Source organism: Ventrimonas sp. (genome assembly GCF_048380235.1).
GTDB lineage: Bacteria > Bacillota > Clostridia > Lachnospirales > Lachnospiraceae > Brotaphodocola.
Genome location: NZ_DBFCCJ010000034.1, coordinates 108426 through 130000, shown reverse-complemented (window position 1 = coordinate 130000; position 21575 = coordinate 108426). Strand labels below are relative to the sequence as shown.

18 protein-coding genes are annotated in these 21575 nt (G+C 51.0%); 15 read left to right on the top strand and 3 right to left on the bottom strand.

Features of this window, described 5'->3' with window-relative positions; all coding sequences use genetic code 11:
- The first annotated feature begins 56 nt into the window (after positions 1-56).
- The 6 genes from ACMP1L_RS05690 to ACMP1L_RS05665 all read left to right on the top strand — a co-directional run bounded on the left by ACMP1L_RS05690 (position 57) and on the right by ACMP1L_RS05665 (position 7557).
- A complete protein-coding gene (locus ACMP1L_RS05690; protein WP_118731806.1) occupies positions 57-1325 on the top strand; it encodes a DUF5711 family protein in 1269 nt (422 codons plus the stop codon).
- Between the two features lie 44 nt (positions 1326-1369).
- Complete coding sequence (gene tkt, locus ACMP1L_RS05685) at positions 1370-3358, top strand: transketolase (protein ID WP_118731807.1); 1989 nt, start codon at positions 1370-1372, stop codon at positions 3356-3358.
- Between the two features lie 82 nt (positions 3359-3440).
- Positions 3441-4394, top strand: coding sequence for an ROK family glucokinase (locus tag ACMP1L_RS05680; protein WP_177304741.1), 954 nt, complete (start codon positions 3441-3443; stop codon positions 4392-4394).
- A gap of 338 nt (positions 4395-4732) precedes the next feature.
- Positions 4733-6400, top strand: a complete 1668-nt coding sequence (locus tag ACMP1L_RS05675; RefSeq protein ID WP_418452284.1) for a putative manganese-dependent inorganic diphosphatase — start codon at positions 4733-4735, stop codon at positions 6398-6400.
- 12 nt (positions 6401-6412) lie between these two features.
- Positions 6413-7033 carry a flavin reductase family protein gene (locus ACMP1L_RS05670; protein WP_418452283.1) on the top strand — a complete coding sequence of 207 codons (621 nt, stop codon included), beginning with the start codon at positions 6413-6415 and terminating at the stop codon, positions 7031-7033.
- Positions 7030-7557, top strand: a complete 528-nt coding sequence (locus ACMP1L_RS05665; protein WP_418452282.1) for a shikimate kinase — start codon at positions 7030-7032, stop codon at positions 7555-7557. The genes ACMP1L_RS05670 and ACMP1L_RS05665 overlap by 4 nt, the downstream gene beginning before the upstream one ends.
- Here the strand turns inward: ACMP1L_RS05665 and ACMP1L_RS05660 are convergent.
- Complete coding sequence (locus tag ACMP1L_RS05660) at positions 7517-8065, bottom strand: DNA-deoxyinosine glycosylase (protein WP_418452280.1); 549 nt, start codon at positions 8063-8065, stop codon at positions 7517-7519. The two genes, ACMP1L_RS05665 and ACMP1L_RS05660, sit on opposite strands and share 41 nt — an antisense overlap.
- A gap of 272 nt (positions 8066-8337) precedes the next feature.
- On the opposite strand from ACMP1L_RS05660, the gene ACMP1L_RS05655 reads away from it, so the two are divergent.
- From ACMP1L_RS05655 to ACMP1L_RS05630, 6 genes are all read left to right on the top strand, one after another.
- Positions 8338-8814: a hypothetical protein gene (locus tag ACMP1L_RS05655; RefSeq protein WP_177304737.1), complete on the top strand. Its 477-nt coding sequence runs from the start codon at positions 8338-8340 to the stop codon at positions 8812-8814.
- The gene (locus ACMP1L_RS05650; protein WP_418452279.1) at positions 8811-9791 is read left to right on the top strand and encodes a LysR family transcriptional regulator; all 981 of its coding nucleotides are present in this window, start codon (positions 8811-8813) and stop codon (positions 9789-9791) included. The genes ACMP1L_RS05655 and ACMP1L_RS05650 overlap by 4 nt, the downstream gene beginning before the upstream one ends.
- A 123-nt stretch (positions 9792-9914) precedes the next feature.
- The gene (locus ACMP1L_RS05645) at positions 9915-11312 is read left to right on the top strand and encodes a YfcC family protein (RefSeq protein ID WP_418452277.1); all 1398 of its coding nucleotides are present in this window, start codon (positions 9915-9917) and stop codon (positions 11310-11312) included.
- A gap of 23 nt (positions 11313-11335) precedes the next feature.
- Positions 11336-12511: a M20 family metallopeptidase gene (locus tag ACMP1L_RS05640; protein ID WP_418452275.1), complete on the top strand. Its 1176-nt coding sequence runs from the start codon at positions 11336-11338 to the stop codon at positions 12509-12511.
- 206 nt (positions 12512-12717) lie between these two features.
- Entirely contained in the window at positions 12718-13599 is an 882-nt protein-coding gene (locus ACMP1L_RS05635) for a YitT family protein (RefSeq protein ID WP_177304733.1), read from the top strand.
- A 275-nt stretch (positions 13600-13874) separates the two neighbouring features.
- The gene (locus tag ACMP1L_RS05630; protein ID WP_418452274.1) at positions 13875-14372 is read left to right on the top strand and encodes a QueT transporter family protein; all 498 of its coding nucleotides are present in this window, start codon (positions 13875-13877) and stop codon (positions 14370-14372) included.
- Positions 14373-14374: 2 nt separating this feature from the next.
- Here the strand turns inward: ACMP1L_RS05630 and ACMP1L_RS05625 are convergent, their stop codons facing one another.
- Positions 14375-14827 (bottom strand): hypothetical protein, encoded by a 453-nt coding sequence (locus ACMP1L_RS05625; protein WP_118731817.1) that lies wholly within the window; start codon positions 14825-14827, stop codon positions 14375-14377.
- Positions 14828-17689, bottom strand: coding sequence for a transglycosylase domain-containing protein (locus ACMP1L_RS05620; protein ID WP_418452273.1), 2862 nt, complete (start codon positions 17687-17689; stop codon positions 14828-14830).
- 182 nt (positions 17690-17871) lie between these two features.
- On the opposite strand from ACMP1L_RS05620, the gene murC reads away from it, so the two are divergent.
- The 3 genes from murC to ACMP1L_RS05605 all read left to right on the top strand — a co-directional run bounded on the left by murC (position 17872) and on the right by ACMP1L_RS05605 (position 21572).
- On the top strand, positions 17872-19251 hold the full coding sequence (murC, locus tag ACMP1L_RS05615) for a UDP-N-acetylmuramate--L-alanine ligase (RefSeq protein ID WP_418452272.1): 1380 nt from the start codon (positions 17872-17874) through the stop codon (positions 19249-19251).
- A gap of 266 nt (positions 19252-19517) precedes the next feature.
- On the top strand, positions 19518-20570 hold the full coding sequence (locus tag ACMP1L_RS05610) for a DnaD domain protein (RefSeq protein WP_418452271.1): 1053 nt from the start codon (positions 19518-19520) through the stop codon (positions 20568-20570).
- 12 nt (positions 20571-20582) lie between these two features.
- Entirely contained in the window at positions 20583-21572 is a 990-nt protein-coding gene (locus ACMP1L_RS05605) for an ATP-binding protein (protein WP_418452269.1), read from the top strand.
- Positions 21573-21575 lie beyond the last annotated feature (3 nt).

Genomic DNA, 21575 nt, shown 5'->3' with positions numbered 1-21575 from the left:
TTATATATCCTTCACTGTTGGAGGCAACGGAAAGGCTATGTTAGGAGACAAAAGAGATGAGTGATTTCAGCTCCATGAGCAGAGAAAGTAAGAAAGATAAGCTGCGCAGACAGATCGTCAGTCCGCAGCAGCCCGCATGGAACGCTGAACCGGAAGAAGACAGTGAAGCGGTGGTGCGCAGGGCTCATAACCGGGTACTGCGTCACCGGTGGATCCTCGTATTACTGGTACTGCTGTTGATTGCCGCAGGCGCGGCTGCCTGGTTCTTTTATCAGCGCAATTACCGCTATTCCGGTTATGAAACAGCATGGCAGGTGGATTTAAACGAGGGAAGCCTTGTGGGCTACGAGAGCTTTGGAACGAATGTTTTAAAATACACGAAGGACGGTGCTTCTTACCTGGACAACCGGGGACGCACAGTCTGGACAGAGAGCTATGAGATGAAATCTCCCATCATTTCCGTAAAGGGAGATTACGCAGCCATTGCGGATATGCAGGGCAACAGCATTTACATATGCAATACAGACGGAACACTGGGGCAGGCAACAACGGTGCTTCCCATCAGCAAGGTGGCAGTATCCGGGACCGGTGTTACGGCTGCTGTGCTGGAAGATTCTGCTTCCAGCTATATCACATTTTTTCAGAAAGACGGCACTTCCCTGGATATCACCGTTAAGACCAATATGTCGGGAGACGGCTATCCGCTTGATATCGCATTGTCAGATGACGGCACTCAGCTGATGAGCTCCTTTGTTTATCTGCAGGGCAGTGAACTGAAAAACCGTGTGGTATTTTACGACTTTTCCGAGATCGGAAAGAATGTGCCGAACCGTCTGGTGGGCGGCTTTGATGACGAATTCCAGGGGGATATGGTACCAAGGGTAACCTATATGGGAAATCCATATTCCTGTGCGTTTTCCGGCAAGGCTTTAACCTTTTTCTCTTCCAGAAACCTGGCGTCACCGGAGCTGGTGGAGCAGAGGAACATTGAGGAGCGGATCGACAGTGTATTCTACTCCGATGAGTATGCGGCAGCCATTGTCCGCAATACCAACGGAGAATACGGAAGCCGCCTGGAGGTTTACAAAAAGGACGGTACCCATGTGCTGAGCAAGGAATTCAATTTCGAATATACCCATGCAGATTTTGACGGAGATCTGATCATCCTGTACAATGAAGATTCCTGCAGGATTTATAATATGAGCGGAACAGAAAAATTTGATGCAACGTTTGATTTTCCTGTTTCGAAGATCAGAAAAGGACGGTTCCCGGGAACACTGGTGGTAACCGGTCCGCAGCAGATGCAGGAGCTGAAGCTGCGTTAGCAAGTATGCAATACAAAATTATACAATACCAGGAGGTCTCACCAATGAACACTATCGATACCATGTCTGTGAACGCAATCCGCGTATTATCCGCAGATGCGATCCAGAAAGCAAAATCCGGTCATCCGGGTCTTCCGTTAGGCAGTGCTCCGGCAGCATATGAACTCTGGATGAACCACATGAACCACAATCCGGCAGATCCGCAGTGGGCAAACCGCGACCGCTTTATTTTATCCGGCGGTCATGGCTCCATGTTGTTATATTCCCTGCTCCATTTATTTGGATACGGTGATCTGTCTAAGGAAGATCTGATGAATTTCCGTCAGTTAGGCTCCAAGACAGCAGGTCATCCGGAGTATGGACACACCGTTGGTGTTGAAGCAACGACCGGACCATTAGGTGCCGGCATGGGTATGGCAGTCGGTATGGCAGCAGCAGAAGCACATCTGGCAGCTATCTTCAACAAAGAGAATTATCCGGTCGTTGACCATTACACTTATGTTCTGGGCGGCGACGGCTGTATGATGGAAGGCATTTCCTCCGAGGCATTCTCCCTGGCAGGAACCCTGGGCCTTTCCAAGCTTATCGTATTATATGATTCTAACCGCATCTCCATCGAGGGAAGCACCGATATCGCATTTACCGAGAATGTACAGGAGCGCATGGCTGCATTTGGTTTCCAGACTCTGGACGTTGCAGACGGCAACAACCTGGAGGAGATCGGCAAAGCCATCGAAGAGGCAAAAGCGGATACTACCCGCCCGTCCTTCATCACCATCCATACCCAGATCGGTTATGGCTGCCCGGCAAAACAGGGCAAGGCAAGTGCGCATGGCGAGCCTTTAGGCGAAGAGAATATCGAAGCTATGAAGGATTTCCTGGGATGGCCGTCCAAAGAGCCGTTCTATGTGCCGCAGGAGGTGTATGACCACTATGCAAAGGCAGCAGAGGAAAAGGCTGAGACTGAGGCTGCATGGAATGTGATGTTTGCTGCATATTGCCAGGAGTACCCGGAGATGGAAGCACTCTGGAACCAGTATTACGGAGACACGGACGAGCTTGCAAAGGCACTTATGGAGGACGATTCCTTCTGGGCAAACAGCGAGAAGGCTGAGGCAACCCGTAACCTGTCCGGTAAGATCATCAACAAGTTAAAAGACCGCATGCCGAACCTGATCGGCGGCTCTGCTGACCTGGCTCCGTCCAACAAGACCAACATGAGCGATGCAGGAGATTTCTCCAAGGCAGATTACGCTGGCAGAAATATGCACTTTGGTGTTCGTGAGCTGGCTATGACGGCAATCGGAAACGGTATGATGCTGCATGGCGGCCTGCGGACCTATGTATCCACCTTCTTTGTATTCAGCGATTACACCAAGCCGATGGCACGTCTGTCTGCCCTGATGAAGATGCCGTTAACCTTCGTCTTCACTCACGACAGCATTGGTGTAGGCGAGGATGGACCGACCCACGAGCCGATCGAGCAGCTGGCTATGTTCCGCGCAATGCCGAATTTCCATGTATTCCGTCCGTGTGACGCAACTGAGACGGCAGCAGCCTGGTACAGCGCAGTTACCTCCAAGACCACCCCGACCGCACTGGTACTGTCCAGACAGAACCTGGCTCCGATGCCGGGAAGCTGCAAGGATGCCTTAAAGGGCGGCTATGTGATCGATGACTGTGAGGGAACCCCGGATCTGATCCTGATCGCGTCAGGATCTGAGGTAGAGCTTTCTGTAAAGGCAAAAGAGATCCTGGCAGCAGAGGGCAGAAAGGTACGTGTTGTATCCATGCCGTGTATGGATCTGTTTGAGGAGCAGTCCGCAGAATATAAGGAGTCCGTACTTCCGAAAGAAGTCCGCAAACGTGTTGCCGTAGAGGCACTGAGCGACTTTGGCTGGGGCAAGTACGTTGGTCTGGACGGCGCATGCGTGACTATGACCGGTTTCGGTGCAAGCGGTCCGGCAGCACAGCTTTTTGAACACTTTGGATTTACTGCAGAGCATGTTGCTGATGTAGCACGCAGCCTGTAAGATCTTATAAAAGAAACATGCAGCCCGTACCGCCCGGCAGAAAAATCTGCCGGGCGGTGTGGGTATCGGGAAGGAGAACGGCATGCACGAAAGCGAAAAGAAATGTATTGGCATTGACGTGGGGGGAACCTCCGTTAAGATTGGTTTATTTGAGACAGATGGTACCCTGCTGTTTAAGTGGGAGGTTCCGACCAGAAAGGAAGAGGGAGGCCGCTATATTTTAGAGGATGTGGCAGCTTCCATCCGGGAAGTCCTTATGGAAAAGGAAATCCACCTTTCTGACATTCTGGGAGCAGGACTTGGTATTCCGGGACCGGTCATGCCGGATGGCTATGTGGAGGTCTGCGTGAATCTGGGCTGGCGGAATGTAAATCCCCAGAAGGAACTCAGTGCCATGCTGGATGGAATTCCGGTCCGGAGCGGAAATGATGCCAATGTGGCAGCCCTGGGTGAAATGTGGCGCGGCGGCGGTATGGGCTTTACCGATATTGTCATGGTAACCTTGGGAACCGGCGTGGGCGGCGGCATTATTATTGATGAGAAGATCATTGCCGGAAAGCATGGACTGGGCGGTGAAATCGGTCATATCCATGTACGCGATGAGGAGTGGGAGCACTGCAACTGCGGTGGTGTAGGCTGTGTGGAACAGATTGCCAGTGCAACCGGTATTGCCAGAGAGGCGAGACGCCGCATGGCAGGAGAGGAGACTCTTTCTGTACTTCGCCAGTATGGTGACGCAGTAACAGCGAAGGATGTTCTGGATGCAGCAAAGGCCGGGGATGAGCTGGCGCTCTCCGTGGTGGAGACGGTGGGCCGTTATCTGGGCGTGGCTCTGGCAGGCATTGCCATGACGGTAGATCCGCAGATGTTTGTCATTGGAGGCGGTGTGTCAAAGGCAGGTCAGTTTTTAATTGATATCATCGACAAATATTATCAGCACTATTCTCCTATTTCACAGAATAAGGGCGTGATTGGTCTGGCAAAACTGGGAAATGATGCGGGAATTTACGGAGCAGCCCGTCTGGTGCTTGGTTAAGGATACATGTATTAAAAAAAGAAATGCCCGGAGCAGGATTGCTCCGGGTAAACTCTTGCAAAACCGCGCAAAATCAGATAAAATGAGGAGACCCCGGTGGACTTTCGTCCAGCCGGGGCAATTATGAAAAATCTATGTGCAATTTGACTGTTTCATCAAGTTACAACCGTTTTCTTAAGACATTTTCAGTATAGAAAATAGTTGTGAATAAATTATGAACGGCACATGAACAAAATGTAAAATATAGTGCAAAATCCATAATTATATTTCGCGGAGAAATGATTCTTTGTGAAAATAGCAAAAGAGATTTCGGCAAGCACCAACAAGAGGAGGACATTATGTCAGAAGAGAGAAAAAGACGGACGATCGTAATCGGACATAAGAATCCGGATACCGATTCTATCTGTTCCGCAATCTGCTACGCAGCATTGAAATCTAAGATCACCGGAAATGAATATGTGGCAGGCCGCGCCGGTCATGTAAATGAGGAGACCCAGTATGTACTCAACTACTTTCATGTAGAGGCTCCGCAGCTGATTGAGAGTGTAAAGACCCAGGTTAAGGATATTGAGATCCGCGCGACCAAAGGCGTAGACCGCAATATTTCCTTAAAGAAGGCATGGAACCTGATGCAGGATGCCCATGTTGTGACTCTGCCGGCAGTCAGCGAGAAAGGGGTTCTGGAGGGCCTGATCACAGTTGGTGATATTACAAAATCCTACATGAACGTGTTAGACAGCAGTATCCTGTCCAAGGCACATACGCAGTACAAGAACATTCTGGAAACTCTGGAAGGCGCCATGGTCGTGGGCGACGAGAATGATTATTTCGATCAGGGTAAGGTACTGATCGCAGCGGCAAACCCGGATATGATGGAGTATTATATCTCAGAGCATGATCTGGTTATCCTGGGCAACCGTTATGAGTCCCAGCTGTGTGCCATCGAGATGGAGGCAGACTGCATCATCGTCTGCGAGGGCGCCGCAGTTTCCATGACCATCCGCAAGCTTGCGCAGGAGCATGGCTGCACGGTCATGACCACTCCGTACGACGCGTATACTGCTGCCCGCCTCATCAACCAGAGTATGCCGATCGGTCATTTCATGAAGACTGAGGACCTCATCACCTTTGAGGACAGCGACTGCATCGATGATGTGAAAGAGGTTATGGCAAGCAAGCGTCATCGTGATTTCCCGGTTCTGGACAAGGACGGTAAGTACCTGGGCATGATCTCCCGCAGAAATTTGCTTGGTGCAAAGGGAAAGCAGATCATCCTGGTAGATCACAATGAGAAGAATCAGGCCGTAGATGGTCTGGAGAATGCAGACATCCAGGAGATCATTGACCACCATAAATTAGGTACCGTAGAGACTATCTCACCGGTATTCTTCCGCAATCAGCCGGTGGGATGTACCGCAACCATCGTTTATCAGATGTACCATGAGAACAATGTAGAGATCGATAAGGCAACCGCAGGCATGCTGTGCAGTGCTATCATCTCTGATACCCTGTTATTCCGTTCTCCGACCTGCACCCCGATCGACAAAATGGCAGCAACTGAGCTGGCAAGGATTGCCGAGATCGATATGGACCGCTATGCAGCCGACATGTTCTCAGCAGGAAGCAACCTGCGCGGCAAGAGCAATGATGAAATCTTCTATCAGGATTTCAAGCTGTTCAATTCCGGTAAAACCAGTTATGGTGTAGGCCAGATCAGCTCCTTAAATGCAGATGAGCTGGTAGAGTTAAGGGAGCGTCTGCTTCCGTTCTTAAAGAAGCCCCACGAGGAGCACGGCGTGGATATGATCTTCTTCATGCTGACCAATATCCTGACCGAGTCTACCTCCCTGCTTTGCGAGGGCGAGGGTGCAGAAGCACTCATCCGCGCTGCATTCCATATGGAAGAAGCCGGTGCTGACGATGAGGCAAATGTGGTAGAGCTTCCGGGTGTGGTATCCAGAAAGAAACAGCTGATTCCGTCCATCATGATTGCCTGCGAGAACTAAGAGGAGAAAAATATGGGAAAACAGAGCTGGCGGGGCGGCAACATGCTGTACCCGGTACCGGCCGTGATGGTAAGCTGCGCACGGCCCGGTGAAAAGCCAAATATCATAACGGTAGCCTGGGCCGGAACCGTCTGCTCTGCCCCGGCTATGCTTTCTATTTCCGTGCGGAAAGAGCGCTATTCTTACGACATTATCAAAGAGACCGGCGAATTCGTGGTCAATCTGGTGACAAAGGATCTGGTGTTTGCCACCGACTACTGCGGCGTAAAATCCGGCCGTGATACAGATAAGTTCCAGGAGATGAAGCTGACACCGCTTCCATCTCAGCATATCAGCGCACCGGGCATTGCGGAGAGTCCGTTAAACCTGGAGTGTAAAGTGAAGCAGGTGGTGGAGCTTGGAAGCCATGACATGTTCATTGCGGAGATTCTGGGCGTAACGGTGGATGACCGTTACATGGATGAGAAGGGAACCTTCCATTTAAATGACGCAAAGCTGGTCAGCTACTCCCATGGAACGTATTTTGAACTGGGAGAGAAGATCGGAACCTTTGGATATTCGGTACGGAAAGACAGCAAAAATAAAAGCAAACGTTCCGATACAGCGAAGCACACACGGAGGAAAGCAAAATGAAATCAAACATTACATTGGTAGGCATGCCGGCATCCGGTAAGAGTACCATCGGCGTTCTGCTGGCAAAACGCCTTGGCTATTCATTTGTAGATGTGGATATCGTGATTCAGGAAAAAACCGGCCAGCTTTTAAAAGAGATCATTGCGGAGCGCGGAACCGAAGGGTTCTTAAAGGTCGAGGAAGCAGTGAATGCAGAGCTGGAGACAGAGCGTTCCGTGATCGCTCCGGGCGGCAGCGTGATCTACGGCCCGAAGGCCATGGAACACCTGCATGAAATCAGCACAGTCGTGTACTTAAAGCTGAGCTATGAGGACGTAAAGCAGCGCCTTGGCGACTTAAAAGACCGCGGAGTAGCCTTAAAGGACGGCATGACCCTGTTGGATCTCTACAATGAGCGCGTGCCGCTTTATGAAAAGTATGCGGACGTGACCATTGACGAGACTGGAAAGGCACTGGGCACCTGTGTAGACGAACTCCGTAAGATCATGGAACAGCGGATGGAGAACGGCGAGCTGGCCAGATAATAAATTTACTCCAGCATTCGGACAGCCGTTCCAGGGAAAAAGCCGCGTTTGCGGGACTGGTGGAAGGACAGAGCGCAGCCGGACGCCCGGTAACCGGTTCGCAGTAGCGTCTGTAAAGCCGGAATGCGGTGCCGCCGTTGGCAATAATCGTCTGGATATTGGCTGCTTTTAAAATCCGGCTGATGTCTGCGGGAACAGCATTTTTAATACTGCTGTCACTGGATCCTTTGATATCACAGGATGTGATGACATCCCAGAGAGCAAGACCATGTGTGAGAAGCATGGTCTTTTTTTCGTCTATGGACTGGGGAACTGGAACCTCCAGAAGCTGAGCCATGAGCTTCCAGAAACGGTTCTGCGGATGACCATAGTAGAACTGGTTCTCCCGGGATTTTACGGAAGGGAAGCTTCCGAGGATCAGAATGCGGGAGTGTTCATCGAAGACCGGCTCAAAGGTGTGCTGGACGTGGGTGTAGCCTGGTGGAAGCGGAGTCATATTTGGATTCATGAAAACCTTCTTTCTGCGGGAACTTTCGCTCAGAAAACCCGCTGTGGTTTGTGTATTGCAGGAACTGTAACGTCTGCCCTTAACTGTATGCTTTTTTCACCGGGAAGTCAATATCATAGGTTTGAAGCCGTACAGCCTTCTTTTTTTTCGTCGGATCCTGTGTTATACTCATATGTAAAAATGATGTTCATGCAGCGCATGAATAAGAAAAACGGTACTGACATTGTGTGTGAACAGTAACAAAAAACGGATTGGGAAAGGGGCTTGGAGTCATGGAACAGGATGAGAAACAGACGGCGGTGGCAGAACTTCTGGAAGATTTTTTAGAGGAACAGCTCTGGGCGTGCATCGTGGCGTTTCAGGGAGAGCCGCTTCGTACCATGTCCGGGCTTCCGTATTCCTACACATTAAAGGAAGGAAAACATGGCGGCCTTACAAAGGAACTCTGGGTGGACCGGCGGGAGAACAGCAAGTCCATCACTTGGAGCTCAGTCCGGATGGCGTTCCAGAATGTGCTGAAGATGAAGGAAAGCCTTTCGGAAGGTGAAAAGCCCTATGTGAAGCGCCCAAAGGCACTGGGAGATATCCGTGGAATATCCTATATTTATCCGCTGTTTGACCGGTTTGGGCTGATTGAGACAGACCCGGATAAGGGAGAAACCAATGGAGTACAGATGTGCCTGCAGATGGAGGAAGCTTCTGCTCACAGCGAAGCAGAAGAAAATACAGAAGGTGAGATAGCAAGATGAACTTAAAGGAGCAGCAGTATGTATGCACCCTGGCGCGCTGCCAGAGTCTTTCCCGGGCGGCGGAGGAACTGTTCATTTCTCCTTCGGCGCTGAGTGTCTATATCAGCAATCTGGAAAAATATCTGGGCGTCCGCCTGTTTGAGCGCACGGGAAGGGGCAAGGCATTTGTCCTGACTTCCATCGGGGAAGAGTACGTGGTGCGGGCGGAGAAAATGCTGGAGCTGAAGGCTGAGTTTGACGGGCTGGTGGAGAATGAACTGCATAAAAGCCATCCGGCTATCCGTGTGGGGATCCAGCAGCGCAGGGCAATCTCCATTGTGCCGGAGGCTCTGCAGCGCTTTATGGAGAAGTATCCGGATGTAGATGTGATCTTCCGGGATGGAAACCTGGGAGACCTGACCCGCATGTACCGGGAAGGCAGCGTGGACTTTATGGTCTCCATTTTCCGGGATGAGCTGCCGGACGCAGTCTGTCAGGAAATCGCAAAGGAGCCGGTGCTTCTGGCACTGCCGGACACCCACCCGGCTGTCTCGTACGCATATTCCGTGGAAGGGGACATATTTCCGCATCTGGACATACGCCATCTGGATCGGGAGACCTTTATTGTTCCGATGCAGGACCAGAGCATGCGCAGAACCGCGAATTACATTCTGGAGCGGGCGCGTATCCGTCCGGGGCGGATCATAGAGATTGGTCATTTTGACGTGATCCTGAGCATGGTAAACCAGGGACTGGGAATCGGATTTAACCGTCTCGGCTACATTTCGGATATGCAGAAGTTTGAGCATGTGCGGTATTTTCTGATCAACCGGGAGTCCTATCAGTCCAGCCTGGTGCTGGTGTACCGGAAGGGACACGTGATTTCCGAATGCGAGAAGTACCTGTTGGACATTCTGGTGGAGACGATCCGGAGCCGTTATGAGCAGGAAGCCACTGAGGGATCCGGAGTTTCCCATTACACAGAAAAACGACAATAATTGCACTAATATAACAAACAATTCAAAAAATTTAAAACTGCTTTAAGAAAAACAAAATGGTAAAAAGCCACCATCACTGTTATACTTTAAAATAATAAAATTTAACAGGAGGTGGCTTTTGGTATGAGTACCAAGAAAAAGTTTCGAGTACCGCACAGCTTTGTGATCGTATTTTCTATTATCATCGCTGCTGTGCTTTTAACCTGGATCATTCCGGCCGGTGAGTATGCCCGCGTGGAAAATGCGGATGGCATCAAGGTCATTGATCCGACCCAGTTTAACTACATTGCGAGAACTCCGGTCAATCCGCTGCTGATCCCGATGTACATTGTTAAGGCATTCATCAAACGTGTGGATATCATGCTGGTTATCTTATTCTCCGGCGGCGCGTTCCACATGCTGACCCAGTCCGGCGCACTGCAGGCAGTGATCGCAAAGCTGGCAAAGAAATTCTCCAACAACCTGTATGTGTTCATTCCAATCCTGACCCTGATGTTTGGTCTGATCTGTACCACCCAGGCTGTAAACATGTTCATTGCGTTTGCTCCGGTTATGGTAATGCTGGCGCTGGCAATCGGACTTGACTCCATCACGGGTGCTGCCATCATCCTGCTTGGCGGCGCGATTGGATTCTCCACCGGTACCTTAAATCCGAATACCACGGTTGTTGCGCAGAAAATCGCAGAGCTTCCGCTGTACTCCGGTATTGGATACCGCTGGGTATGTTTCGCGGTTTACTATGTCATCACCAATATCTTCCTGGTTCGCTATGCGTTAAAGATCAAAAAGGACCCGACCAAGAGCCCGATGTATGATCTGGATCAGAACAGTGAGCTTCGCGCAGGCGGCGGTCTGGAAGATTTCGGCACTATCGATACCCGCAAGGTATTAAACATCATTGCCCTGGTTGTTTCTCTGGGTGTAGTTATTTACGGAAGCATCAAGTTTGGCTGGGATATGCCGGAGATGGCAGCGATGTTCATCTGGCTGGCAATCGTAGTTGGCATCATTTCCGGATTTGATTCGGATACCATTTGCAAGAACTTCCTGGAAGGCTGCAAGAAGATGATGTCCGCTATGATCATCATCGGCCTGGCCCAGTCCATCAGCTCCATCATGTCTGACGGTAAGATCATTGATACCGTTGTGCATGGCCTGGCAGGCGGCCTTGGAAGCGTACCGACCCTGCTTCAGGCACCGGCGATGCTGATCGCGAACACCATCATCAACGTGTTCCTGACCTCCGGTTCCGGACAGGCAGCAGCTGTTATGCCAATCCTGGTTCCGCTTTCCGATCTGATCGGTGTGACCAGACAGACTGCGGTTCTGGCATTCAACTTTGGTGACGGCTTCTGTAACTACATTCTGCCGACCTCTACCGCACTGATGGGTATCATCAGTGCCTGCAACATCCCGTATGACCGCTGGATGCGTTTCATGTGGAAGATGTTTGCCATCTGGCTGGTTGTTGGAACCGTGCTGCTTGTCATTGCGCAGCTGATCAATTACGGACCAATGTAAGAGGATGATAAGGAGTAAAGAAAATGAGTGATAAAAAGTTTCTGTTTGAAGCCATTGACGCGCAGCGCGCTGAGCTGTGCTCCATGGCAGACCAGATTTTTGATAATCCGGAGTACGAGGGCGAAGAGGTATTTGCCAGCGGCCTTCTGACCGATTACCTGAAGAAAAACGGGTTTGAGGTAGAGATGGGCGTGGGCGGTTTTAAGACCGCGTTCCGCGCTGCCTACAGTCATGGCGAGGGTGGACCGGTTCTTGGTATTCTTTGCGAGTACGACGCGCTCCGCAACCTGGGACACGGCTGCGGCCATCATATGCAGGGCCCGGGATGTCTGGGCGCCGCAGTAGCATTAAAGAATCTGGACACGGATAAGCCGTTCCAGCTTGTAGTATATGGAACCCCGGCTGAGGAGACCTTTGGCAGCAAGGTTCAGATGATCCAGAACGGCTGCTTTAGGGAGCTGGATGTGGCTTTCATGATGCATGGCGGTCCGAACACCTGCACCGATATCAAGTGCCTGGCTCAGAAGAGCTACAAGGTAACCTTCCACGGACACCGGGCCCATGCGGCACTGGCACCGGAGAAGGGCCGCAGCGCCTTTGATGCGATGCTTGCAGCATTCCAGGGCATTGAGTTTCTGCGTGAGCATGTGCCGGATGATGTGCGCATGCATTACTGCATGACCGAGCTTCCAGGCCCGGCCAACGTGGTTCCGGCTACCGCAAAGGGTGAGTTCTCCCTTCGTTCCTTCTCCAGAAAAGAGCTGGAAGAGGTCAGTGAGCGCTTCCAGGATATCATCAAGGGCGCAGCCCTGATTGCAGGTGTAACCTATGATATCGAGGAGGGAACCTTCTTCTACAACAAGATTCCGGTTCTGGCATTAAACAAGCTTCTGATGGACAATGCTGAGCTTGCGGGAGCACCGCAGCTGGCACCGCCCCGGGAGAAGACCGGCTCGACAGATTTCGGCAACGTAATGTACGAGATTCCGGGCTCCTGCATCCGTGTGGCATTCGTTCCGGAGGGAACGGCATCCCACTCCCAGGAGTTTGTAGATGCAGGTAAGAGCGAGAGCGCTCACAACTGCGTGATCTACGGCGCAAAGGCCATCGGTGGAGCCTGCTACGACCTGCTTACCAAAGAGGGCCTGTTAGACCAGGTAAAAGTAGAATTTGCCGAAAACAAAAAGAAAAACCAGTAACAAAACAATCAAAGAAAAGAAATGCAACTGCATGGATTATAGTGAAAGAGACTATATTCGCGCAGCTGATGCAAAAGGAAGAGGGCTGACGCGGATGTCGGTCCTCTTTTGCTGTTCTATAAAATCAGCCGGAATCTGGGAAATTCAGGAGCGTTCCGGCACCGGGGATTTATCTGGAATGGTGCAGCGCGGAAAGGAACAGAACCATGGATACAAACAAGACGAAGAAAAAATGGAAGGAACTGGGAATCGATGCCCTGTTTGATTTTGCGGGCGCGTTTTTGCAGGCAGTAGGCGTCTGGTGTTTTATTGAGCCGAGCCGCATCGCGCCGGGCGGGGTGTCCGGTATTGCATTGATGCTAAATCACCTGTTTGCGCTGCCCATCGGTGCGGTGAGCCTGGTGATCAACATTCCGCTGATGCTTGCCGCCTGGTGCCTGTTAGACCGCTCCATGACCCTTAAAACCGTCCGAACCGTTATCTGGATGAGTGTGATCCAGGACCTGGTATCTATGGCCGGAATCTGGCAGTATGAGGGCGACCGGCTGATCTCCTGCGGGTTTGGCGGGATTTTCGTGGGAGTCGGCATGGCGCTGATCTTTATGCGAAACTCTACCACAGGAGGCGGGGATATCCTGGCAAAGCTTCTGCAGAAGCTCTGCCCCTATATGCAGACCGGTTATGCCATTATGCTGGTAGACTTTGTGATCGTGGGAGCTTCGGTTCTGGTGTTTGGTGAGATTGAGGCGGCACTGTATGGCATCATTTCCATTGTCTGCACGACACAGGCAGTGGATACGCTGCTCTATGGTATGAATAAGGGAAGTCTGATCACCATTCACTCAGAAAAGAATGAGGAGATTGCAAGGGAAATCATGGAGACCATGGACCGCGGTACTACGTTTTATAAGAGCATTGGCGGATACAGCGGAAAAGAGGGGCTAACTCTGACCTGTGCGGTGGACCGCAAACAGTTTCATGTGGTCAAAGAGATCATTGACCGGCATGACCCGAGGGCCTTTGTGATCGTGTCACCGACGAAAGAAACCTATGGAGAGGGATTCATCGGGGATTACCGGAAACTGTAGGAAGAAAAAAGGATTGAAATGCAGAGAAGCCAGAAATGCTATCTTGCGTTCCTGGCTTCTCTATGTTATACTCTTACCCGTTGCAAAGCCCGCAAAAATAAGGTCTTAAAGGGCTCGCCGATTTCCGGCGTAAGGCTATATATCTTCGATATATACCTTCCGCGGCAGTCGCCAGATGTACATGCAAGCATGTTCGCCTGGCTCGTTGCTGCGCGAAAATGAATCGAGTGTTCGTGACCTTCCACTCGTAAAACAAAACTAAAGGAGAATTGAATATGAACAAACAGCGTAACCAATCAACAACTGGCCGCATTACCCAGGGAGCAGCCATTGCGGCTGTCTATGTGGCTCTGACTATGATCGTTGCACCGATTGCTTTCGGTCCGGTCCAGTTCCGGATTTCCGAGGCACTCTGCGTGCTCCCGTATTTTTTACCGAGCGCGGTACCGGGTGTGACCGTCGGCTGCTTTCTTGCAAATCTGCTCTGCGGAGCAGCACCGCTTGATGTAGTGTTCGGCAGTATTGCAACCCTGATCGGAGCAGTTGGCTCCTATTATCTTGGGAAGAAGAATAAATGGCTGGTATGCCTGCCGCCGATCCTTTCCAATACCATCATCGTTCCATGGGTACTGCGTTATGCATATGGCTCTACAGACCTGATCCCGTATGCGATGCTGACGGTAGGAATCGGAGAGATCCTGGCTATTGGAGTACTGGGTAATCTTCTGCTTCTGGCACTGGAGCGGAATCACAGAGTGGTATTTACACAGTAAAGTTACAACATTTCCATATAAGCGAGCAGCTGGTCTAAAAGTCCCAGTCCGATCCAGATCAGGATCAGCAGGACAACGGCTCCCGCAATGAAAAATACGAGTTTGTAAAAGAGGTAGGCCCGGGCGAATTCTTTTCGTGCCGGGTCTTCTTCATACCGGGCTTTATGAAAAAGATAAAACCAGCCCACAATGGGCATGTTCATGCACATGAATGTGAAAAACCAGGAGCGGACAGAAGGCGTCCACCAGCGCTCACTTAAGGGGCGGATGGTGAGACGCTTTTTGTTTGCCGGCATGCTAAGTGAGGGAAGCACGGTGGTCTCCTGGTCAGCACGCTTCTCAAGCGCCGCCTGAAGCTTTGCGGTATCTACCGGAATCTCTTGTGTGTCCGGGTTCTGCAGTTTTGTTGTGCTTCCCGGAGTGACATGTTCTGATTCAGCATGATGATCCTTCATTTAATCATTCCTTCCTGTTGTTGGTGCTGCGATCACAGATTGTGAAGAAGAACCGGGACCGGCCGCCGGATTTGCCGGTGGCTGGTTGCTCCAGGTATTCCAGCTTCGTTTGGCCTGATTTAAATAATTTTTCAGAGATTGCTGCTCGATGCCGATCTGCTCCTGCTCCGCAGCCTGGGCTTCGGCTTTGGCTGCTTCTTTCTGCTGCTGTGCGGCCTGCCATTCGCTCTCGGTCGGCAGGGTGGCAATGCGGTCGATGGCTTTCTGAAGACGTTCCTTGTAGGAAGCGGCTTCTTCATAAGTCTCTACCAGAGAGAGCTTGCTGATAGCATTCTGCACAAGGCTTTCAGCCTCGGAGGACTGGTATTCCAGATTTTCCACATCCCGCAGGGCACTCAGGAAGGTATTTTTGCGAGTCTGGATTTCCTGATTTTTTCTTGCCGTGACAGCATCTTCTTCTGCCTTTTTCTGGGCTTCTGCTTTTTCCTTGGCCTTTTGGGCCTCATACAGGGCGATGGTATCCTGCATATCACGGATGATCGGGGCAAATTCCTCATTGCGTTTTGTCATGCGCTCCAGCAGTTCGGTACGTTTGTCGCTGCCGTCCATCAGATTCAGCCTGGAGATGATACTCTGGTACTGTTCTTTTACCCAGTAGGTGTCCTCAACCGTTTCGATGGTTTTGTCTTCAAAGGCTGTTACTGCGGCTTCCAGGTCCTCTTCCAGCTTGCGCTGTTCTTTGTCATGAAGGGTCTGCTGTGCCCGGTCATTTAAGGTGGCGCTGAATAGGTCTGTGATGCCGCTCTTAGAGTCGGTGGTTACCTCCACAGTGGCGGGCTGCTGCCAGTCTAAGGGTTCTTTGCCCTCATGGATCTGATCCATGATCTGCTTCCAGATTTTTCCGGCATAGGTCTTGCCGTAAATACCCGGCATGGCCCGCGGAGTGTCGTAGCCGACCCAGACTGCAGTGGTGTAGTAGCGGGTGTAGCCGCAGAACCAGGTGTCTTTGCTGCTGTTGGTGGTGCCGGTTTTTCCGGCGGCAGGCATGCCATTTTCCAGTGCCAGGCCATAACCGGTTCCGTAGGCTTCCGTGAGTGTTCCCTTTAAGATGTCGGTCAGCATGTAAGCGGAATCCTGCTGATAAACCACCTGGGAATGTGGCTTTAAGTTTTTGGTCATCTCGCCGTTATGTTCATGATCGATCTTGCGGATACAGGTCTGGTCATTGTATACACCGCCGTTTGCCAGGGTGCTGTAGCCTTTTGCCATATCCACAACCCGGACACCGTTGGTGAATCCGCCGATACTTAAGGACGGTACGTCGTTATCAATGTAAGTGAGCTTCTGGAATTCCATTTCGCCCAGATAGTTTAAGCCATAGTCCACGCCGATGTCGGTGAGAATCTGCCATGCCACAGTATTTAAGCTGCGGTTTAAAGCCTCACGGACAGAAACATTGCCATAGTAGGAGCCGCCGCTGTTGGAGGGGCCGTTCTCCCATTTATGGTCGTTGACCAGGCGGGCCGGATAGTATTCGCCGGTATCGAAGGCAGGCGCGTAGTCGATCAGGGGTTTGATGGTACTTCCCGGCTGTCTTGCGCTTAAGTAGGCTCGGTTGTAGACATCGTTTTCGCCGCGTCCGCCGACCACGGCTACCACGCTGTTTGTCATATTGTCTACGATGACGCCGGCACCCTGAAGGGCATATTTTCCGTTATCCTGAAGCTCTGTGTACGGGGACAGGACATCGTCAAGCTGAGTCTGCAATGTCTTCTGAAGCTCCTGGTCGAGGGTCGTGTAGATACGGTAGCCGCCTGCACGGATGTCATCGGCCTTCTCGGTGTAGGTGGCCTGGTAATTTTCTATATAAGAGTCGTAATTGGATTTGTCTTTGAAGATATACTGGAATTGAAAGTTGTCCAGCTTCATGAGCGCCAGGGCAGCGCAGTGGATGGCATAGCTGCTCATGTAATTCTCGTTACTGCCCTCGCCCTCTTCCTGCACGATGCTTAATGGCTGGCTGATGGCGCTGTTATAGGCATCTTCCGTGAGATAACCGACTTCCAGCATGCTTTGCAGCACATCGTTGCGCTTCTTTAAAGAGGCCTCCGGGTTGCGGACGGGGTTGTAGGCGGTGGGGCTGTTGCTGATGCCGACCAGTACAGCTGCTTCGTAGGATTCCAGGTCGCTGGCGTCCTTGCCGAAGTAGTAGCGGCTGGCAGCTTCCACGCCATAGCAGTGGTTGCCGTAGAAATTGGTGTTGCAGTAAAATTCCATGATATCTGCTTTGGAATACTTTTTCTCAATCTCCGGCGCCAGCAGGATTTCCACGATTTTGCGGGTGAAGCTCTGTTCCTGGGTTAGGTAGGTGTTCTTTACCACCTGCTGTGTGATGGTGCTTCCGCCCTGGGTGATCTCGCCGCGGTTTTTGATGAGGGCGAGACCTGCACGGAAGGTAGCGATCCAGTCAACACCGGTGTGGGATTTGAAGCGTCGGTCTTCCTGGGCAATATAAGCATTCTGCAGATTCATGCTGATCTGGCTGATGGGGACATATTCGTAATGTCCGGCATTGATCAGGCCGATCAGCTGATCGTTTTTATCGTATATTTCTGTGTCAGACAGCATACTGAAGTCCTGGCGCTGCATCTGCGCCAGCTTATCGTAGGCAACTTCCCGGCAGTGGTCCAGCTCCGGACGTACCTTCGCATAAATGAGCAGGCCAATGAGGCCGCACAAAAGCAGACCGCAGGTCAGAATATGCAGGATGGACTGAAACAGCCATCCGAGGATTCCGAACAGGCTGACAAAAAAGCCGGATAGGGCACGCATAAACGAATGTGGGGTAGGATTAGATTTCATAGTATATACCTCTGTAAACAGACTCCTTTCATTCCATTTTTCCTTCCAATTATATTACAAATCCTTTGGAAAGACTAGAAAAACATTGACTTTTCATGCAAAAGGAAGTAAAAAGGAAAAGAATATGAAGCAGTATATTATATTAAGAAGAACATGAACATGAGAAAAGGATGGAAACCAGTATGTATCAGATAGATTTTAAGAAACCCATTGCCATTCATTTTATCGGAATCGGCGGTATCAGCATGAGCGGCCTTGCAGAGATCCTGATGCGGGAGGGATTTCGCGTGAGCGGCTCCGATGCCCATGAGAGCGAGCTAACCGAACATCTGGCAGCAGCCGGAGCAAAGGTGATGTATGGCCAGGCGGCAGCCAATATTACCGATGATATGGACCTGGTGGTTTACACTGCCGCGGTTCATGCGGATAACCCGGAGTACGCAGAGGTGGTGCGCCGCGGCATTCCGATGATGACCCGTGCGGAGCTGTTAGGCCAGATCATGAAAAACTACGGTGAGGCCATCGCCATTTCCGGAACCCATGGAAAGACTACGACTACCTCCATGGTGACAGAGATTCTTCTGGCAGCGGAGAAAGATCCGACCATCTCTGTAGGCGGAATCCTGCATTCCATCGGTGGAAACATCCGCGTGGGCGGACCGGAGCTGTTTGTGACGGAGGCCTGTGAGTATACCAACAGCTTCCTTTCCTTCTTCCCGACCATGGAGATCATCTTAAATATAGAAGCAGACCATTTGGATTTCTTCAAGGATCTGGATGATATCCGTCATTCCTTCCGCCTGTTTGCCCAGAAGCTGGATGAGAAGGGACTTCTGATCATCAACCGTGATATTAAGAATTACGAGGAGATCAGCGGCGGTCTGCCATGCAGGGTAGTTACCTTTGGACACAGCAGTGAGAGTGATTACAGTGCTGCAGATATTACCTATGACACATTTGCCCGCCCGACCTTTAACCTGATGGAGCAGGGAAAGAAAGCCGGGACCATTACGCTGGGAGTTCCGGGTGAGCATAATGTATACAATGCCCTGGCAGCCATTGCCACCGCGAAAGCCCTGGGAATTCCGGATGCAGCCATTGCTGAGGGACTTCTTCATTTTACCGGAACAGACCGCCGCTTTGAGAAAAAGGGTGAGTTAAACGGCATTACGATTATTGATGATTACGCACACCATCCGCAGGAGATCGCGGCGACCTTAAAGGCAGCACATAATTATCCACATAAAAAGCTTTGGTGTGTTTTCCAGCCACATACTTATACCCGTACCAAGGCATTCCTGGATGAGTTCGCTGAGGCACTTTCCGCAGCGGATGCGGTAGTTCTTGCTGATATTTATGCGGCAAGAGAGACGGATACCCTGGGCATCAGCTCTGCGGATATCGCTTCCCGCATTGAAAAACTGGGCACAGAGGTCCATTATTTCCCGACCTTTGAGGAAATTGAAGCATTTCTTTTAAAAAATTGTTCCACCGGTGATCTGTTGATAACTATGGGTGCCGGAGACATTGTAAAAGTTGGGGAAAAGCTCCTGAATAAATAGTTATCCACATTATCCACATAGTTTTCCACTTTTTATGTAAAGGGACTATGTGGATTTTTTAATTTACATAAGAAGAAGTCTAAAAATTTGAAAAACCGCGATTTTATCTACCATTTGACATGTTTTGCGCACGATTGCTGTCGACAGGAAAGAGCTATATCCACATTATCCACATTATCCACAACAAATTCTGTGGATAAACTCAGCTATTTCTTTTTGAATGGGGATGTGGTACACTGTTACAAGACAGGAAAGGTGAGGTTTTTATGAGTTTTACATATCATTTCCAGGTGGACGCAACCCTGGTTTCCAACGAATTTATTGACCGTTACCTGGCAGAAGCCAACGGGGAATATGTGAAGGTATATCTGTATCTGCTCCGCCACAGAGGGGAACCGGTGAGTCTTGAGCGTATTGCGGAGGGCCTGAATCACACGGAGGCAGACATCCGCCGGGCCATTGCCTATTGGGAGAAGCTGGGCGTTCTGAGCACAGGCACAGATTTTGCCGCGCAGCAGGCCATGGGGGCCGGCACCGGGCAGACGAAGCAGGGCCCGGCGGCAAAGCAGGAGACTGTTATACAGCAGACCACCGCAGCAGCTATGGAGGCAGTAGCCCCGGAACCGGCAAAGGGCGCACGGCCGGTGTACAGCCAGGACCAGGTGAACCGCCTGCAGGGAGACGGAGAGTTCTCGGAGCTTTTGTACATTGCCCAGCGTTATCTGAATAAGATTTTTACCCAGCGGGAGCTGGAGGTATTTGCCTATCTTTACGACGGGCTCCACATGTCAGCAGAGCTGCTGGAATATGTGGTGGAGCACTGTGTGCAGGGCGGGCACACCAGCATCCGTTATATAGAGACCGTAGCCATCAGCTGGCATGAAAAGGGCTTCGCTACCGTGGAGCAGGCCAAGGCTTATGCCAGCGGCTTTACCAAAAACTCATTTTCCGTGATGCGGGCCTTTGGACTGACCGGAAGAAATCCCGGGGAAACGGAGCGGGAAATGATCGAGCGCTGGTTCGGGGAATATGGTTTTACGAAAGAGGTGGTGCTGGAGGCCTGCAACCGTACCATGGAGGCTACCCACAACCCAAGCTTCCGCTATGCGGACAAAATCCTTTCCGACTGGCGAAAGGCCGGCGTTCACAGCCTGAACGACATTTCGGTGCTGGATGAACAGTACAAAGGCCAGAAGAGCCAGAAGACCCGGAAGAACAGCCGTCAGACAAACAACCAGTTCTTAAACTTTGAGCAGAGAAACACCGACTATGACTCTATGGTGCTGAATCAGGTGAAGGACTGGATCGGAGAACAGTAAGGAGAACAGATTATGGCACTGAGTAATTCCCAGTACAACGCGGTGATGCGCGGGTATGAAGAACGGCAGCGCTTGCAGCGCCGGGCCATGGAAGCACGGGTTCGGGAAGTATACAGCAAAATACCGCAGATTCAGGAGCTGGACCGCCAGCTCAGTACAAGGGCCGCAGACTGTGCCAGACGGGTGCTGGGCGGAGACACAAGAGCCCGGGAACATCTGAAGGAAGAACTGGCGGATCTGAAAGAGCAGAAACTGACGCTTTTAAAATCAGCCGGGTTCCCGGCAGACTATATGGAGCCTCGCTATGACTGCCCGGACTGTCAGGATACGGGCTATGTGAATGGAAAACGCTGTCACTGCTTTGAACGGCAGCGGCTGAATATTCTTTATGCCCAGTCTAACATTGAGGCAGTCTTAAAAGAGGAGAACTTTGACCATCTCCGCTTTGATTTTTACGATGATACCGAGAAAGTTCCTCAGCTGGGCATGACAGAGAGGGCCTACATGGATGTGGTGGTGCGGCAGTGCCGTGAGTTTGCGCAGCAGTATCCGGCAAAAGGAAACAGCATCCTCTTTACCGGCGGCACAGGTGTGGGAAAGACATTTCTCACCAACTGCATTGCGAAAGAACTGATCGACCGGTGCATTTCGGTCATTTATTTATCCTCCAATGAGCTGTTTGAAATCTTTTCCAAATACAAGTTTGGCAGGGAAAGCGAGGAGGATGCAGAGGAGAGTTACCGCTATATTCTGGAATGTGACATGCTGATTATCGATGACCTGGGAACGGAGCTCAATAACTCCTTTGTGTCCTCCCAGCTCTTTTACTGCATCAATGAGCGCATCGGCAGAAAGAAGGGAACGATCATTTCCACGAACCTGTCCATGAGCATGCTGAAGGACACCTATTCAGACCGTGTTACGTCCCGGATCATGAGCAATTACCGTGTCATCCCGCTTTACGGTGCGGATATCCGCATGAAAAAGAGGGTATTTGCTTGACTT

What these genes read in the sequence shown, in the direction of transcription:
- ACMP1L_RS05690 (WP_118731806.1), top strand. Translation starts at nt 57, where the DNA reads ATGAGTGATTTCAGCTCCATGAGCAGAGAAAGTAAGAAAGATAAGCTG.
- tkt (WP_118731807.1), top strand. Translation starts at nt 1,370, where the DNA reads ATGAACACTATCGATACCATGTCTGTGAACGCAATCCGCGTATTATCC.
- ACMP1L_RS05680 (WP_177304741.1), top strand. Translation starts at nt 3,441, where the DNA reads ATGCACGAAAGCGAAAAGAAATGTATTGGCATTGACGTGGGGGGAACC.
- ACMP1L_RS05675 (WP_418452284.1), top strand. Translation starts at nt 4,733, where the DNA reads ATGTCAGAAGAGAGAAAAAGACGGACGATCGTAATCGGACATAAGAAT.
- ACMP1L_RS05670 (WP_418452283.1), top strand. Translation starts at nt 6,413, where the DNA reads ATGGGAAAACAGAGCTGGCGGGGCGGCAACATGCTGTACCCGGTACCG.
- ACMP1L_RS05665 (WP_418452282.1), top strand. Translation starts at nt 7,030, where the DNA reads ATGAAATCAAACATTACATTGGTAGGCATGCCGGCATCCGGTAAGAGT.
- ACMP1L_RS05660 (WP_418452280.1), bottom strand. Translation starts at nt 8,065, where the DNA reads ATGAATCCAAATATGACTCCGCTTCCACCAGGCTACACCCACGTCCAG.
- ACMP1L_RS05655 (WP_177304737.1), top strand. Translation starts at nt 8,338, where the DNA reads ATGGAACAGGATGAGAAACAGACGGCGGTGGCAGAACTTCTGGAAGAT.
- ACMP1L_RS05650 (WP_418452279.1), top strand. Translation starts at nt 8,811, where the DNA reads ATGAACTTAAAGGAGCAGCAGTATGTATGCACCCTGGCGCGCTGCCAG.
- ACMP1L_RS05645 (WP_418452277.1), top strand. Translation starts at nt 9,915, where the DNA reads ATGAGTACCAAGAAAAAGTTTCGAGTACCGCACAGCTTTGTGATCGTA.
- ACMP1L_RS05640 (WP_418452275.1), top strand. Translation starts at nt 11,336, where the DNA reads ATGAGTGATAAAAAGTTTCTGTTTGAAGCCATTGACGCGCAGCGCGCT.
- ACMP1L_RS05635 (WP_177304733.1), top strand. Translation starts at nt 12,718, where the DNA reads ATGGATACAAACAAGACGAAGAAAAAATGGAAGGAACTGGGAATCGAT.
- ACMP1L_RS05630 (WP_418452274.1), top strand. Translation starts at nt 13,875, where the DNA reads ATGAACAAACAGCGTAACCAATCAACAACTGGCCGCATTACCCAGGGA.
- ACMP1L_RS05625 (WP_118731817.1), bottom strand. Translation starts at nt 14,827, where the DNA reads ATGAAGGATCATCATGCTGAATCAGAACATGTCACTCCGGGAAGCACA.
- ACMP1L_RS05620 (WP_418452273.1), bottom strand. Translation starts at nt 17,689, where the DNA reads ATGAAATCTAATCCTACCCCACATTCGTTTATGCGTGCCCTATCCGGC.
- murC (WP_418452272.1), top strand. Translation starts at nt 17,872, where the DNA reads ATGTATCAGATAGATTTTAAGAAACCCATTGCCATTCATTTTATCGGA.
- ACMP1L_RS05610 (WP_418452271.1), top strand. Translation starts at nt 19,518, where the DNA reads ATGAGTTTTACATATCATTTCCAGGTGGACGCAACCCTGGTTTCCAAC.
- ACMP1L_RS05605 (WP_418452269.1), top strand. Translation starts at nt 20,583, where the DNA reads ATGGCACTGAGTAATTCCCAGTACAACGCGGTGATGCGCGGGTATGAA.